Below are 14,641 nucleotides of genomic sequence, written 5' to 3'. Positions count from 1 at the left end.
GCGCTGCCGCTCCGACACATATGACCCGCATCCCGGCTCGTCGCGTCCTCCTGCCCGCCTTCGTCGCGGGTTTTTTGGTTTTTTCCATCACCCTGGCCGCGGCGGAGATTCTGAATTTCCCCTCCGTCCGCATCGACCTTTCGCCCGAACAGTTAAAACGGGTGCAGGACATCACCCGGCCAGCCACGGATTTCTCCAAGGCCGAGCCCTATGAGGCGATGCAGAGCGGCGCGACCACGACGGTCGCTCCCGTCAGCCGCGATATCTTCTCGCAGCCGTCGGCCAATCTCGGCCTCGAGCGCGAAGAGAATTTCCATCTCGGCAATGCGCTTTTCCGCAAGCTTTGGGTCTCCGCTCCCTCCTCCACGCAAGCTTCGGACGGGCTAGGCCCACTGTTCAACGCCCGCTCCTGCCAGAGCTGTCACATCCGCGACGGTCGCGGCCATGCGCCGGACACAGTGGGCGCCGCCGCCACATCGATGGTGCTGCGCCTGGCGCGGCCGGCAATCACGCCGGAAGAGGAACAGGCGCTTCGGGATTTCAAGGCGATCAACTTTCCCGACGCCACCTATGGCGCGCAATTGCAGGATCTCGCCGTGCCCGGCCTTGCCGCCGAGGGCAAGGTGGCCGTCAGCTATTCCGAGGAGACGGTGACGCTTGCGGGCGGTGAGGCCGTCACGCTGCGCAAGCCGCATTATGCCGTGGCCGACCTTGCTTACGGCCCGCTCGGCGAGACGACTACGGTCTCGGCGCGCATCGCCCCGCCGATGATCGGCCTTGGCCTCATCGAAGCCATTCCGGAAGCAGATATCCTTGCCCATGCCGACCCGGACGATAAGAATGGCGACGGCATTCGCGGCCGTGCCGCCATCGTCCGCGATCACCGCACCGGGCAGATCACATTGGGCCGTTTCGGTTGGAAGGCGCAAAACGCCACAGTCCGCGATCAGGTAGCCAGCGCCTTCTCCGCCGACATCGGCATTTCCACCCCCGACCGACCGAACCCCTATGGCGATTGCACGGCCAAGCAGCCGAAATGCCTCTCCATGCCGACCGGCGTGCAGAAGCGCCTCGGCGATACGGAGGCCCCAGGACCGATCCTCGACCTCGTCACCTTCTATTCCGAGAACCTTGCCGTACCCGCCCGCCGCAAGGCGAGCTTTCCCGATGTGCTGCGCGGCAAGGACATGTTCTATCAATCCGGCTGTGCCGCCTGTCATACGCCGAAATTCGTCACGCGCGACGATCTCAAGGGCAGCGACGGCAAGGACACGGTTCAGGCTTTCCAGCTGATCTGGCCCTATTCCGACTTCCTGCTGCACGACATGGGCGACGGTCTGTCAGACGGCCAGCCGGTGGGTGTGGCATCCGGCCGCGATTGGCGCACGCCACCACTCTGGGGTATAGGCCTGACGCAGACGGTGAGCGGCCGGCAAGCCTATCTGCACGACGGCCGCGCCCGGACATTGACCGAAGCCATCCTCTGGCATGGGGGAGAGGCGGAGAAAGCTCGCAATACTTTCGCAAACCTGCCGCAGGACGACAGGCAAGCTCTCATCAATTTTCTGGAGTCCCTCTGATGCACCCCTGGACATCCCTTGCAAAGCCGCTTGCAGCAAGCCTCCTTCTCAGCTTCCTCGCGCTGCCCGCCGGCGCGCAAGAGGCCACAACCAATGGTGCCGGGCTGAACGAAGCGGCGGTGCCGGCGGTCATGCAGAAGGCGATAGACGACGTCATCCGCCCCGGCTATCGCACCGTGCATGACAGCGCCGCGAAGCTGACGACGACGATGAAGGCACTCTGCGCCGATCCGTCCGCCGCAAGCCTTTCCGCCGCGCAGTCCGCCTTCGGCGACACGATCAAGAGCTGGTCGCGCATCGAAATCGTGCAGACGGGGCCGATCATCGAAAAGAACCGCTTCGAGCACATCCTCTTCTACCCCGACCGCAAGGGCGTCGGCCTCAAGCAAGTGCAGGCGCTGATCGCCAAGGCCGACGAGCACGACACCACCGTCGAGGCCGTTGCCAGCAAGAGCGTGGCGCTGATGAGCATGACCGCGCTGGAATATGTGCTCTACGGCAACGGCTCCAATGTTCTGAGCTCCGAGAAGCAGGGTTTCCGTTGCCGCTATGGCGCGGCTGTCGCTGGCAATATCGAGAACACCGCCAAGGAAATCGCCGACGAATGGGACGATCCAAACGGCGTGCAGAAGTCCTGGAAGAACCCCGGCAAGGACAGCGAAGAATTCATGGACAACAAGGAGGCGGTGACCGCGCTACTTGGCATCCTCGTCCATGGCGCCGCCAATGTGCGCGACCAGCGGCTGGAAACCTTCTACAAGGGCGATCCCGCCGCGGCACGGCCGAAAATGGCGATCTACTGGCGCTCCGGCAACACCTGGACCTCGCTCACCGGCAATCTCGAAGGACTGAAGGCGCTCTGGGAAAAGGCTGACATGGCCGACCTCTTGCCCGCCGACAAGCGCGACATGGCCGGCAAGATCGACGCACTCCTCGACAAGCTGATCGCCACCGCGCCGACCGTCAATCCCGATATCGAAGCGGCAATCGCCAGCGATGCCGACCGTGCCAAGATCGACACGCTGCTTGCCGAGACCCGCGACCTCACCACCGGCTTCAGCGACAATTACGGCGGCGCGATCGGCCTTTCCGCCGGCTTCTCCTTCGCCGACGGGGACTAACGGCGATGCGAAGCGCGCTGATCGACCGCAGGGCCTTCGTCAAGGCGGCAGGGCTAACCTTCCTGGCAGCCTTGAGGCCCGGCGCGCTGATGGCTCTGGAGCGGGCCGACGCGGTCTATGCTTCCGGCATGCGCGCCGCCGACGGCTCCTTTGCCGTCGCGACGGTCACCGAGCGCGGCGAGATCATCGACCAGGTGGCGCTGCCCGCCCGTGCCCACGGCATGGCTTTTTCGAAAGCGACCGGCAAGACCGTCGCCTTTGCCCGCCGGCCCGGCACCTATGCAATGATCTTCGATCCCTGGAACAAGGGCGAGCCGATCGTCATCAGCGCGCGCGAGGGCCGGCATTTCTACGGCCACGGCACGTTTTCGCCTGACGGTAAGCTGCTCTATGCCAGCGAGAACGACTTCGACGCCAACCGGGGCATGATCGGCATCTACGATGCCCGCAACCGCTTCACCCGCATCGGTGAATACGAGACCTATGGCACCGGCCCGCACGACATGACGGTGTCCGACGACGGCAAGCTGCTGATCGTCGCCAATGGCGGTATCGAGACGCATCCGGATTTCGGGCGCACCAAACTCAACCTCGACCATATGGAGCCGTCGCTGACGCTGATCGACGCGGCAACTGGCCGGCTGATCGAAAAGCACGCCCTGCCGCCGCAATATGCAAAGGTCTCCACCCGGCATGTCGATATCGACGCCACCGGCCGCGTCTGGTTCGCCTGCCAGTATGAAGGCCGCCGCAACGACCTGCCGCCGCTCATCGGCCATTTCGCCAGGGGCGAGGATCTGACCTTCGTCCACCTGCCCGACGACACCACCCGCGCACTCGGCAACTACGTCGGCGCCATCGCCGTCAACCGCGCCGAAAACCTCGTCGGCGTGACGTCACCGGTCGAGGGGACATCCGTGACGCTGGATGCAAAGACCGGAGCGGTGCTGAAGGTCGAGAGCGTAACGGATGCGGCGGGGATCGCGCCGGCAGAGCATGGGTTTGCGGTGTCGTCCTATCGCGGCGAGTTTCTGGGGCAACACAGCGATGTGGCCTGGGATCAGCATATTGTGCGGATTGGGCGTGGCTGAGAGGTGCAACGTTGGCGTGGCATGTGCAGGGGCCTATCTCGCCCTTGGCGGGCGAGAAAGCAAAAACTTAGGATTAGGCGGGGGCTTGTCCCGCGTCTAATTCTTAGTTTTTGCAAGAGAGGGGGTAGGCAGGGACGCAAGAACGCCGCAACGAGCAAGACACGGACCCCCGCTCTTGCAATTTCAATGGCTTAGAAATTGCGCCAACCTTTTGAATACATAGAGCTTCTTGTTTCGCAATTCCTAAACCAGTGAAATTGCTTTCTCGCCCGCCAAGGGCGAGATACGGCCCCAACCCACCTCACCACCGCTTGGCAAACTCCGCCTGCTCCGCGCTGATCGCCGTTGCCGCAGCCTTGGCGGATATCCTCAACCAATCGCCGCCGCGCTTGTCGAGATCCGCCAGAACCGGCGGAATACGCGCCGCGTCACCCGCATGGCAACTGGCGATTTCGAAGCCCATCAGATCGAGCATATCGGGCGACAGCAGGATCTGTGCATCACCGATGACTTCGATCTTGCGGCTGTTCGGCGACAGGCGACGGACCAATAGCTTGCCGGTTACCTGATAGCGCGGATCGGGAGCACGCGTCCGGCCGGCGGCGATAACGCCCGTATGGATTGTCGTATCCGATGGGTTATGGCAGAGCGACCAGGCGGACTGGGCAAGCGCCTTGACCTCGCGTAGCACCGGCCCGCCGCGCCATTCGACGTCGGCGACGAAACGCGGACGGCCGAGGCTGCCGGTGCCGGCGGTGCGCGGTTTGGGGACGAAGGTCAGCGTCGGGTCCGGCAATGACCGACGCAATGCGTCGAGATAGGGCTCCGGCACCGGTTTGGCCGCCGGCGGCAGGTCGCGAAACTTATCCCAGAACGCCTTGCGCTCGGCGTTCGACAGGATCACCGCGTTACGCAACCATTTATAATCGCGCTCGAGGATGACCGCCGAAGGCTTCTGCATGCCGCGCCGATAGCCGCCCAGAATGGCATCGGCGATAGCACGCGGCGTTGGGCCATCATCGCCACGCGTCAGGATCGCGCTCGCCGCCAGCCGCACCAGATCGAGCGCGTAGGGCATGGTGGCGGCATCGTCGAAATCATTGACGCCCCAGACCAGCCGCCCCTCCTCGTCGCGCCAGGTGCCAAAATTCTCGAGATGCGTGTCGCCAATCGCCAGCAACTGCGGCGCATCCGCAAGGTCAGGGCAAATGTCGAAGATGGTCTCGGCCCAGCGCCAATAGGAGGCGCGCAGGAATACGAAACCGCCGCTCTTCATCTTCTTGTACTTCTTGTCGAGATCAGCCTCCACCAGATCGGCGCCGAGCTGTGCCCGCATCCAGCTTTCATAAGCTTTGGTCGATTGCAGGATCGTCGCCATCTAAGCTCCATCTCGAATTTCCTGATGAGCATACCGAAAACCGGGCATCATGGAAAAACAATGTCGCAGATACATCACTTCCCCAAGGGCGATTTCCATCGCATGACCCTTGTCCAAATGACCTTGCCATGCCAATTTCGCACCTGCGAAGGGGAACAACATGACCGGGGAAAACAGCGGCGACTATAGGGCGCGCATCAGAACGAGTTTCGAGCGACAGGCGGCAATGGCGACGATCGGCGCGGAACTGACGCGCGTCGAGCATGGCATGGTCGAGATTGAGCTACCATTCGACGTCAAGCTAACGCAGCAGCACGGCATCCTGCATGCCGGCATCATCTCAGCGGCGCTGGATTCGGCCTGCGGTTTCGCGGCCTATAGCCTCATCGACCCGACCGCCTCGATCCTTACCATCGAATTCAAGGTCAACCTGATGTCGCCGGGGCGCGGAGAGCGCTTTCTGTTTCGCGGCGAGGTCACCAAGCCGGGCAATACCATCATCGTTGCCGATGGGCGTGGCTATGCCATCGGTGACGGACCGGCCAAGCTGATTGCCTCCATGACCGGGACGATGATGGTCATCCGGGGCCGAGAGGGAATTACCGGATGACATTCGAACTGAAGCGCGTGTCGGGAAAATCGATCCTGTTCGTGATGGCGGCCGAAGCCGAATATGGACCTTTCCTGCAATCCCGCTTCGAACCGTTGATAACCGGCGTCGGCCCGGTCGAGGCGGCCGTCGTCCTGACACGCGCGCTGGCCCAACTCCAGGCACAGGACGATCTCCCCGACCTCGTGGTGTCACTCGGCTCGGCCGGTTCCGCCAGACTGGACCAGACGGAAGTCTATCAAGCCACCTCCGTGTCCTATCGCGACATGGATGCTTCGCCGCTCGGTTTCGAGAAGGGCCGCACGCCCTTTCTCGACCTGCCCGCCACCATCGAGCTGCCGCTGCGCATTCCCGGCGTTCCGGAGGCCAGCCTTTCGACCGGCGGCAACATCATTTCCGGCGCGGAGGCCTATGGCCGGATCGCTGCCGATATGGTGGAGATGGAAACCTATGCGGTGCTGCGCGCCTGCCAGGCCTATAATCGGCCGCTGATCGGGCTACGCGGTATTTCTGATGGGAAAGTCGACCTGCAGCACATTTCCGACTGGACGGAATATCTGCATATCATCGACCGCAAGCTTTCCAATGCCGTCGACGCGCTGTTCACTGCCCTTGAAGACGGCGTATTCTGGTTCTAAAGGACCGGAAACCGCTAGAATTGAGGACAATCGGGACAATAAATTCGGCTCCGCCGTGATTTGCCCGATTGCCAGCGAAAGCGCTTTTCATTAAAGGCTCGACATGACCCAGACAGCACAGCCCGATACCGTTCTCATCGTCGATTTTGGCAGCCAGGTGACGCAGCTCATCGCACGGCGCGTGCGCGAAGCGGGCGTCTATTGCGAAATCATCCCTTTCCAATCCGCCGAAGCCGGTTTTGAACGGCTGCAGCCGAAGGCCGTGATCCTCTCCGGCGGCCCGGCTTCGACCGTGGACGAAGGTTCGCCCCGGGCGCCACAGATCATCTTCGACAGCGGCGTGCCGGTGTTCGGCATCTGCTACGGCCAGCAGACCATGTGCATGCAGCTCGGCGGCAAGGTCGAAAGCGGACATCACCGCGAATTCGGTCGCGCCTTCCTCGACGTCAACACCGATTGCGCGCTGTTCGAGGGCCTCTGGTCCTCCGGTTCGCGCCATCAGGTGTGGATGAGCCATGGCGACCGCGTCACCGCGCTGCCGGAAGGCTTCGAAGTCGTCGCGACGTCCTCGAACGCGCCCTATGCCTTCATCGCCGACGAGAAGCGCAAATATTACGGTGTACAGTTCCATCCGGAAGTGGTGCATACGCCCGACGGCGCCAAGCTGATCGGCAACTTCATTCACAACATCGCCGGCATCAAGGGCGACTGGTCGATGTCGGCCTACCGCGCCAAGGCGGTGCAGGCAATCCGCGACCAGATCGGCGACAAGCGCGTCATCTGCGCGCTCTCCGGCGGCGTCGATTCCTCCGTCGCGGCCCTGCTGATCCACGAAGCGGTCGGCGACCAGCTGACCTGCATCCTCGTCGATCACGGCCTGATGCGCAAGGACGAGGCGGCCAATGTCGTCGCCATGTTCAGCGAACACTACAATCTGCATTTGCTGCATGTCGATGCCTCCGAGCGCTTCATCGGCGAGCTGGAGGGCGTCAGCGACCCCGAAACCAAGCGCAAGATCATCGGCCGTCTCTTCATCGAGACCTTCGAAGAGGAAGCCAAGAAGCTCGGCGGCGCCGATTTCCTCGGCCAGGGCACGCTTTACCCCGACGTCATCGAAAGCGTTTCCTTCACCGGCGGCCCCTCGGTCACCATCAAGTCGCACCACAATGTCGGCGGTCTGCCGGAGCGCATGAAGATGCAGCTCGTCGAGCCGCTGCGCGAACTGTTCAAGGATGAGGTACGCGCGCTCGGCAAGGAGCTCGGCCTGCCCGACAGCTTCATCGGCCGCCATCCCTTCCCAGGCCCCGGCCTTGCCATCCGCTGCCCGGGCGGCATCACCCGCGAAAAGCTGGAGATCCTGCGCGAAGCCGATGCCATCTATCTCGACGAAATCCGCAAGGCCGGCCTCTACGACGCCATCTGGCAGGCCTTTGCCGTGCTGCTGCCGGTCCAGACCGTCGGCGTCATGGGCGACGGCCGCACCTACGAATTCGTCTGCGCACTGCGCGCCGTCACCTCCGTCGACGGCATGACCGCCGACTTCTACCACTACGACATGGAATTCCTCGGCCGCGCTGCGACCCGCATCATCAACGAGGTCCGCGGCATCAACCGCGTCGTTTATGACGTGACATCGAAGCCGCCGGGCACGATCGAGTGGGAATAGACGGGAGTACCGGGGGAGCCGACAAATATTCGGTCGCGCGCTGCTCCAACACGTTAGCGCGCAACCAGTTCTCGGCGTCGATCACACGGTCGTAGATCGACTACTGCTCCTTCTTGAACAAATCCTGGAAGATGAGCTGGCCCCAAGTGCGGCCGCGTGCGTGCACCAGCGCACCACCCTCGCTGAGCTTTCCCAGCTTGACGGGTGCAAAGCCGAGTTGTTTGGCCAGGGCCGCCACGGGAGCGATCGCGTCCTCGTCGTCGCTCGATAGAAAGACAACCCGGTGGCCGCCCTCGACGACCGGATCGGTAGCCAGGGTAGCTGCGATCAGGTGATTGAAACCTTTCACGAGCTTGGCGCCCGTGAACGCCTTCGCAACGAAGGCGGAGGACGGGAGACCGTCCAGCTCTTCAGGGACTGGAAACGCGTTCATCGCGTCGATGACCATCTTGCCTTTCCAGCTCGGCAGGGCCTTCGCAACCTCGCGATGCTCCCCGAACGGGACCGCCAAGATGATTGTGTCGGCCTCGAGTGCATCCCGCAGCGACTTGGCGACGACCGTGGGTCCAATCGCCCGAGCCTGCGGCGCCAACGCCTCGGGCGGCCGGCGGCTCGCGACGGCCACCTCGATGTTCTTACGGGCGAAGGCATGGGCGAGGGCTTGGCCTATCGCACCGAATCCTACAATTGCGTAGCTCATAGTGCTTCTCCGATGTTGTGTTGAGATTGATTCCCTGTCCTTCAACGGTGCAGGGTTATCCGTTTCGCCGCATGGCGACCTTCACGTAGACGTCCTGTCGTGAACGACTTCCGCGCGGCTGAGCCGACCGTTCAGCCCGGAAGTCGTTCCACCATGGACACGCTAGTTCCTGCGGATCAGCCACTTCCGGTGATCCGACGCGAATTCAGATGGCCGAGAAGCCGCCGTCGACAGACAACTCCACTCCATTCACGAAGCTCGAATCGTCTGAAGCAAGAAACAGCGCGACCGCCGCAATTTCCTCAGGGCGACCCATCTTTCCCCGTGGGATCAGAGATTCGAACATCTGCTTCGCCTCCTCAGTGAGGACTTGGTCCTGCATCGGCGTGGCGATCGGCCCCGGGTGCAGTACGTTCACCCGGATATTTCTGCCCCTCAGTTCGTTGAGCCACCCGCGTGCGAAAGCGTGCAACGTCGCCTTGCTCGCCGCATACACGCTGTAACCCGGAAAACCTTTGATCGAAGCAACCGACCCGGTCATGAAAATCGATCCGCCATCGTTGAACAGCGGCAACGCCTTTTGAACCGTAAACAGCGTGCCGCGCGCATTCAGGCCGAAGGCCGCATCGAAATGCTGCTCGGTAATCTCGCCCAGCGGTACGGCTTCGCCCGTGCCGGCGCTCGCGTACAGGATGTCGATCTTGCCCTTTTCCCGCTTGACCGTATCGAACAGGCGGTCGAGGTCGTCGAGATTAGCCGCGTCGCCGCGCACGCCGGTCACGTTCCGGCCGATCAGCTTGACGGCCTCGTCCAGCGCCTCCTGCCTCCGGCCCGTGATGAAGACATAGGCGCCTTCTTCAACGAACCGCTTGGCGCTGGCCAGCGCCATGCCGCTCGATCCACCCGTGATAACTGCAACCTTACCTTCAAGCTTTCCCATGACTTCTCCTATCAGACTCTATCTTTGGTCGTTCGGGGACGCCCCCGAGAACCTCAAGATAGGTTCGCCGGGGTCCGGCATTGAGTGCGGAAGCACGCACATCGGTGGTGCAAAATCGATCCGGTTGGACGACTGGCGCCAGCCGCGACGATCGGTGTTCGCCGCTCGGAATTGGGCCATGCTCGTCGGCATAAGCTATGATGACCGCCCGTACTGCTGTACGATGCGTCAGATACGGGCTTTGGAAGGCGCACCGCGTGGTGCCGGATTGCACCATGATCGACTGGGATGACATTCGCTATTTTCTCGCCGTCGCGCGCGGAGGCTCAGTACGAGCTGCCGCGCAGCGTCTCGGAGTGAACCACTCGACCGTACTGCGACGCGTCGCACAGCTCGAGGAACGCCTCGGGGCGCAGATGTTCGAAAAGCTGCCTTCGGGCTACCGCCTGACGGCTGCGGGCGAGGAGGTCCTCGATCTCGCGAACCAGATGGAAGCGTCGTCGCACCAGCTGGAGACGCGCGTCTTCGGTCGCGACCAGAGCGCGCGCGGGCTTCTGCGGGTGACGCTGCCACCGTTCCTCGCGACACACCTGCTCATGCCGGATCTCGCCGATTTCGCGCGTCTCCATCCGGACATCGAGATGGAGATCTTGTCGACCGGCGAGGTGGCGAATCTGACCAACCGAGAGGCCGACCTGGCGATCCGCATTGTCGCCGACCGCAAGGCCCTGCCGCTTAATCTCCACGGCCTGAAGGGACCGGAGCTGTTCAGTGGCGTCTACATGTCTCGCGATCGACTAGCCGCGTGGCGTGCGGGCGCGCCTGATCCCATCCGGTGGATCGTCACAGGCAATCATGGACTCCCGGTCTGGGCGCGCGAGGGAGAGGTTGACACCACTGGGGTTCCCTTCAGGACCCCGGACGCCGAGACGCAGATCGTAGCGGCGCAGAAAGGGATCGGGATGACGAAATTGCCGTGCTTTGTCGGGGATGCCGACGCTCTATTGGTGAGGGTGCCGGGCACCGACCTTCCCATGCATGGAACGCTCTGGCTTCTCACACAGGGGGAGACACGCAAGACGAAGCGTGTGCGGCTCTTCACGGAGTTCGTATCCCGCCGGCTCGCTGCGTATGCTCCGCTTCTCGCGGGGCTGTCCATATCGCGCGACTAACGCCCGGCAGGTCGCCAGCGACGTTTGCCGCAATCCGAGCTACGATCGCTTGAAGCGGCGGCGTTCAATCCGCGAATGTTGCGCCGTATCGCAACCGGCGCGACGGCACTCTCCGCGCAACTCTCCCGGATGTGCCCGATCGCTAAATTCAGCAAATCGGGCCCGTCCGGGGAATGACGAAGGGCGTGGCGCCGTTACTTCACCTTGATGCTCATGCCGCTGATATCGGCGTTGATCTGCAGGCCTACCTGCCTGCCTGTGAGTTCGAGTTGGGCGCCTTTGTCATTGGTCATGACGATCATCTGGGCCCCTTTGCCGACCGCGCCGCCGCCGCCCGCTGCGCCGTAAATGCCCGTCACATCCTGGGGACGGCGAATGTGGCGCACGGTGCCCTGGAAATAGGTCTTGGAGGCCCCGAAGGCGAGGCCGCCCGAGATGCCGCCGATCGAGACCGGATATTTGCGACCGTGGAAGGTCAACGTGCCCTCGCCTCCGGAGCCGCCGACGAAGAAGGCCGCCTTGTAGACGGCGAAACGGATCGTACCGCTGTCGGCATGCGCGGCGCTGGCAAAGCCAATGCCCGCGGCGGCGATGGCGGCTACTGCGACTGAACGAAATCCGGACGAAATATTCATGATGAGCTAATCCTCTAGAGTGCCGCTTAACCCAGCCGGCCGGGCACGACGTCTGCGTCGTATCAAAGTTATATATGAACAGTTTCGCGCGTCATTGGTTCCAAAGCAGGATAATAACAAAGCGTTAGAGTACATCCAAATAATCGAGTTGGAACGAAAGGTAGGCTCAGCCGGGGCATCCGAGGTCAACCACTCTATCCCCTTTGAGCGGTAATGATCCAAGCGCGCGAGTCGAAGAGTACGCCCTCCGGGGTCATATGCGCCTCCAGCAGATCGCGCAGCCGCTGCAACGCCTTGTCGGGCGCTTCGTCGGTTTGCGCGAGCGCGTCCTTCACAAGATAGAGGTTGATGAGCGCGTCAAACGCCGCATCGACGTCTGGCCCATAGAAGACCGGCTCCCGCACGTCGATAAAATCGATCGAAACAAAGCCGGCCATGCTTAGAAGCTCTGTGGCTATGGTGGGATCGCCAAGTGAAAATGGCGTGAGGGCATTCGCGGAAACGGCGGTTTCCGGGGTCAGAGCTCGCCGAATGGCGCCGGACCACTCGTTGCGCTCCTGGCTCTGCCACACCATCCATGCAAGTCGCGCGCCCGGACGCAGCGCGCGGGCGATATTGGCAAATGCTGCCGCCGGATCGGCAAAGAACATCACGCCAAACCGGCTGATGCAGAGATCGAAGCGGGCCACGGGAAATGCGTGGTGCTGGGCATCACCCAACTCGAACGTAATATTTCTCAACCCTGCTTCGCTGGAGCGTCGTCGCGCGACATCGAGCATCTCCGAGGACGTATCCACGCCGATCGCGCCGCCTTCCACCGCGAGACGAGCGGCCTCGCGCGTCGATTGTCCCGCCCCGCAACCGATATCGAGCACGCGGTCACGCACGCCAACGCTGGCGGCGGCGCGCAAATGCCGATTGTGCAGCTTTAATTCCGCGTCATAGAAGTCAGCACGATTCAGCATCTCCACCCTCGCTCGGTTCTGTCTCTGTCACTTGGTTGATGGGACAACCTCAATGATTATCAGGCATATCGATCCATTTGGGAAACCGGTTGCATAACAAGATCAGTTATGAGATAACAAAACTAGTTGCGAAATGCAATCAGATCTTTAGCAAGAGGGGGAACCATCAGATGAATGAACGCATCATCATGGCTGACGGTGTCGAGATTGCCACGCAGGTTTTTGGCGACCCAAACCATCAACCTACTCTGCTTGTCATGGGAGCCATGGCTTCAATGTTGTGGTGGCCGGAGACATTTTGCCAAAAGCTCGCCGCCCAAGGCCGCTTTGTCATCCGCTATGACAATCGCGATACCGGCCTTTCGACCTTCTACGAGCCGGGCAGCTCTCCCTATACGATGGACGACATGGCCGAGGACGCAATGCGCGTGCTCGACGCCTACGGTATCGACAGCGCCCATCTGGTCGGCATGTCGCTGGGCGGGATGATCGCACAGATCGCGGCGCTTGCGCATCCAGCGCGGGTGAGAACGCTGACGCTGATCTCCACCACTCCGATCGGCATCGACACCTCCGCTCTGCCGCAAACCAGCGATACCTATATGGAGCATGCGGCGGCAGGCGAGAGCATCGATTGGACCGACAATACTCAGGTCATCGACTTCATCGTCAAGGATACGCGGATGATTGCCGGCACGGCGCATCCCTATGATGAGATAGGCGCCCGTGATCTTGTGGAGCGTGACGTCAAACGCGCTCAAAACTTCGTCAGTGCGACCAATCATTTCATGCTGAAGGGTGGCGATGTGTGGAAGAATAAGCTCAGCGAGTTGGCCGCGCGCCTTCTCGTCGTTCACGGTACGGCGGACCCGATCTTCCCAATCGAGCACGGTGAATTGCTGGCAGAAACCGTCGCAGGCGCAAAGCTTCTTCGTCTCAACGGCGGCGGCCATGAAATTCATCCCGGGGATTGGGATGAAATCATTGCGGCCATCTATGCTCATACCGGCGCACAGCGCGGATAGGGGCCGGATAGCAAAAAATTCGCGAGACACTGTCGGTTTCCGAAAGCCCCATTCGTCGTTCCGATATCGAGCCGATAAGGCCGGCTCAAACAAGGAGACAGACAATGCGTGTGATGGTTCTGGTGAAGGCTACCGACGACAGCGAAAAGGGCTTTGTCCCCACGCCCGAGACCATGGAAATGATGGCGGCGATGGGCAAATTTAACGACGAGCTTCGCAATGCCGGCATCCTGGTTACCGCCGATGGCCTCAAGCCCTCCTCGCAGGGCAAGCGTATTGCCTTCGATGGTCCGGGCCGGACAGTCATCGACGGGCCTTTCACAGAAACCCGCGAGCTGGTCGCCGGCTTCTGGCTCTGGGACGTCAAGGACATGGACGAGGCGGTCGCCTGGGTGAAGCGCTGCCCCAATCCCATGCCGGGACCGAGCGAGATCGAAATTCGGCCGCTATACGAGATGGCTGATTTGCGCCAATAATCTGGCGCCGAAGATAACGGAGGCGGCCTCCGCCGCCGCAGGAAGTTTGATATGCAGGATAAAGCCGTAGCCGCCGATATGGATGACCAAGCCGAAATCGCAGCGCAGGCGAGCGGGCTAGCGGAGATTCTTGCCCCTCACCTTTCCGTGGTTTTCTGCGGCTTGAACCCTGCCCTTTCCGCTCATCTGGATGGCCACAACTTCTCGAACCGAAGCAACCGCTTCTGGCGAGTCTTGCATCTCGCCGGATTTACCCCTCGCCTGCTGCGGGCGGAGGAAGAGCGCGAGATGTTGCAATATGGCGTGGGCCTGACATCGGCGGTTTCGCGCCCCACGAAAAGCGCCAGCGAGCTTACGAAGCGCGATTACATCACCGCTGCTCCTGTGCTAGAAGACAAGATCAGGCAGCTTGCACCCGGTAATCTGGCGTTTCTAGGCAAGGCGGCCTATGCGGCGATCAGCCTTCAAACGCATGTCGAATGGGGCAGGCAGCCGAATGAATTTGCCGGCGCTTCGGTCTGGGTGCTCCCAAATCCGAGCGGACTCAACAGGGCCTTTGATCTCACGAGATTGACGGAACATTATCGCGAGATGAAATTGGCGGTTGACCGGGCGGCGGCCCCTCTTGAATAGCCAGGAATGAA

General features: G+C 61.9%; 15 protein-coding genes. 10 read left to right on the top strand and 5 right to left on the bottom strand.

The features are described 5' to 3' along the window. Nucleotides 1-20 precede the first annotated feature (20 nt). The 3 genes from HB780_RS27535 to HB780_RS27525 are packed head-to-tail and all read left to right on the top strand — an operon-like array spanning nucleotide 21 to nucleotide 3,792. The gene (locus tag HB780_RS27535) at nucleotides 21-1,580 is read left to right on the top strand and encodes a di-heme oxidoreductase family protein (protein ID WP_183690896.1); all 1,560 of its coding nucleotides are present in this window, start codon (nucleotides 21-23) and stop codon (nucleotides 1,578-1,580) included. Then, the gene (locus HB780_RS27530; protein WP_183690895.1) at nucleotides 1,580-2,701 is read left to right on the top strand and encodes an imelysin family protein; all 1,122 of its coding nucleotides are present in this window, start codon (nucleotides 1,580-1,582) and stop codon (nucleotides 2,699-2,701) included. The genes HB780_RS27535 and HB780_RS27530 overlap by 1 nt, the downstream gene beginning before the upstream one ends. 5 nt (nucleotides 2,702-2,706) lie before the next feature. Further along, a complete protein-coding gene (locus HB780_RS27525; protein WP_183690893.1) occupies nucleotides 2,707-3,792 on the top strand; it encodes a DUF1513 domain-containing protein in 1,086 nt (361 codons plus the stop codon). A 301-nt stretch (nucleotides 3,793-4,093) separates the two neighbouring features. Here the strand turns inward: HB780_RS27525 and HB780_RS27520 are convergent, their stop codons facing one another. Further along, complete coding sequence (locus tag HB780_RS27520) at nucleotides 4,094-5,170, bottom strand: DUF2252 family protein (RefSeq protein WP_183690891.1); 1,077 nt, start codon at nucleotides 5,168-5,170, stop codon at nucleotides 4,094-4,096. 160 nt (nucleotides 5,171-5,330) lie between these two features. Between HB780_RS27520 and HB780_RS27515 the strand changes: the two genes are divergently transcribed. The 3 genes from HB780_RS27515 (at nucleotide 5,331) to guaA (ending at nucleotide 8,084) form a co-directional block, all read left to right on the top strand. Continuing rightward, a complete protein-coding gene (locus HB780_RS27515; RefSeq protein WP_007694473.1) occupies nucleotides 5,331-5,780 on the top strand; it encodes a PaaI family thioesterase in 450 nt (149 codons plus the stop codon). Next, entirely contained in the window at nucleotides 5,777-6,418 is a 642-nt protein-coding gene (locus HB780_RS27510; protein WP_183690889.1) for a 5'-methylthioadenosine/S-adenosylhomocysteine nucleosidase, read from the top strand. Before HB780_RS27515 ends, HB780_RS27510 begins: the two co-directional genes overlap by 4 nt. Nucleotides 6,419-6,521: 103 nt before the next feature. Continuing rightward, nucleotides 6,522-8,084 (top strand): glutamine-hydrolyzing GMP synthase, encoded by a 1,563-nt coding sequence (guaA, locus tag HB780_RS27505; RefSeq protein WP_183690887.1) that lies wholly within the window; start codon nucleotides 6,522-6,524, stop codon nucleotides 8,082-8,084. Between the two features lie 100 nt (nucleotides 8,085-8,184). On the opposite strand, the gene HB780_RS27500 is transcribed toward guaA, so the two are convergent. Continuing rightward, a complete protein-coding gene (locus HB780_RS27500) occupies nucleotides 8,185-8,784 on the bottom strand; it encodes an NADPH-dependent F420 reductase (protein WP_183690885.1) in 600 nt (199 codons plus the stop codon). Between the two features lie 205 nt (nucleotides 8,785-8,989). After that, nucleotides 8,990-9,724, bottom strand: a complete 735-nt coding sequence (locus HB780_RS27495) for an SDR family NAD(P)-dependent oxidoreductase (protein ID WP_183690883.1) — start codon at nucleotides 9,722-9,724, stop codon at nucleotides 8,990-8,992. A 275-nt stretch (nucleotides 9,725-9,999) separates the two neighbouring features. Here HB780_RS27495 and HB780_RS27490 point away from each other — a divergent pair, with 275 nt between their 5' ends. Then, on the top strand, nucleotides 10,000-10,896 hold the full coding sequence (locus HB780_RS27490) for a LysR family transcriptional regulator (RefSeq protein ID WP_183690881.1): 897 nt from the start codon (nucleotides 10,000-10,002) through the stop codon (nucleotides 10,894-10,896). A gap of 194 nt (nucleotides 10,897-11,090) precedes the next feature. Here the strand turns inward: HB780_RS27490 and HB780_RS27485 are convergent, their stop codons facing one another. Next, the gene (locus HB780_RS27485) at nucleotides 11,091-11,531 is read right to left on the bottom strand and encodes a lipid-binding SYLF domain-containing protein (RefSeq protein WP_183690878.1); all 441 of its coding nucleotides are present in this window, start codon (nucleotides 11,529-11,531) and stop codon (nucleotides 11,091-11,093) included. A 194-nt stretch (nucleotides 11,532-11,725) separates the two neighbouring features. Next, nucleotides 11,726-12,496: a class I SAM-dependent methyltransferase gene (locus HB780_RS27480; RefSeq protein WP_183690876.1), complete on the bottom strand. Its 771-nt coding sequence runs from the start codon at nucleotides 12,494-12,496 to the stop codon at nucleotides 11,726-11,728. 170 nt (nucleotides 12,497-12,666) lie between these two features. On the opposite strand from HB780_RS27480, the gene HB780_RS27475 reads away from it, so the two are divergent. The 3 genes from HB780_RS27475 to mug all read left to right on the top strand — a co-directional run bounded on the left by HB780_RS27475 (nucleotide 12,667) and on the right by mug (nucleotide 14,630). Further along, nucleotides 12,667-13,521, top strand: coding sequence for an alpha/beta fold hydrolase (locus HB780_RS27475; protein WP_183690874.1), 855 nt, complete (start codon nucleotides 12,667-12,669; stop codon nucleotides 13,519-13,521). Between the two features lie 104 nt (nucleotides 13,522-13,625). Then, nucleotides 13,626-13,997 carry a YciI family protein gene (locus HB780_RS27470; protein ID WP_183690872.1) on the top strand — a complete coding sequence of 124 codons (372 nt, stop codon included), beginning with the start codon at nucleotides 13,626-13,628 and terminating at the stop codon, nucleotides 13,995-13,997. A 78-nt stretch (nucleotides 13,998-14,075) separates the two neighbouring features. After that, entirely contained in the window at nucleotides 14,076-14,630 is a 555-nt protein-coding gene (gene mug / locus HB780_RS27465) for a G/U mismatch-specific DNA glycosylase (RefSeq protein WP_435693931.1), read from the top strand. The last annotated feature ends 11 nt before the right edge of the window (nucleotides 14,631-14,641 follow it).

This window comes from Rhizobium lusitanum, assembly GCF_014189535.1.
GTDB classification, from domain to species: Bacteria; Pseudomonadota; Alphaproteobacteria; order Rhizobiales; family Rhizobiaceae; genus Rhizobium; species Rhizobium lusitanum_C.
The sequence above is the reverse complement of the archived record's forward strand: the minus strand, read 5'-3'. Positions and strand labels throughout refer to the sequence as shown.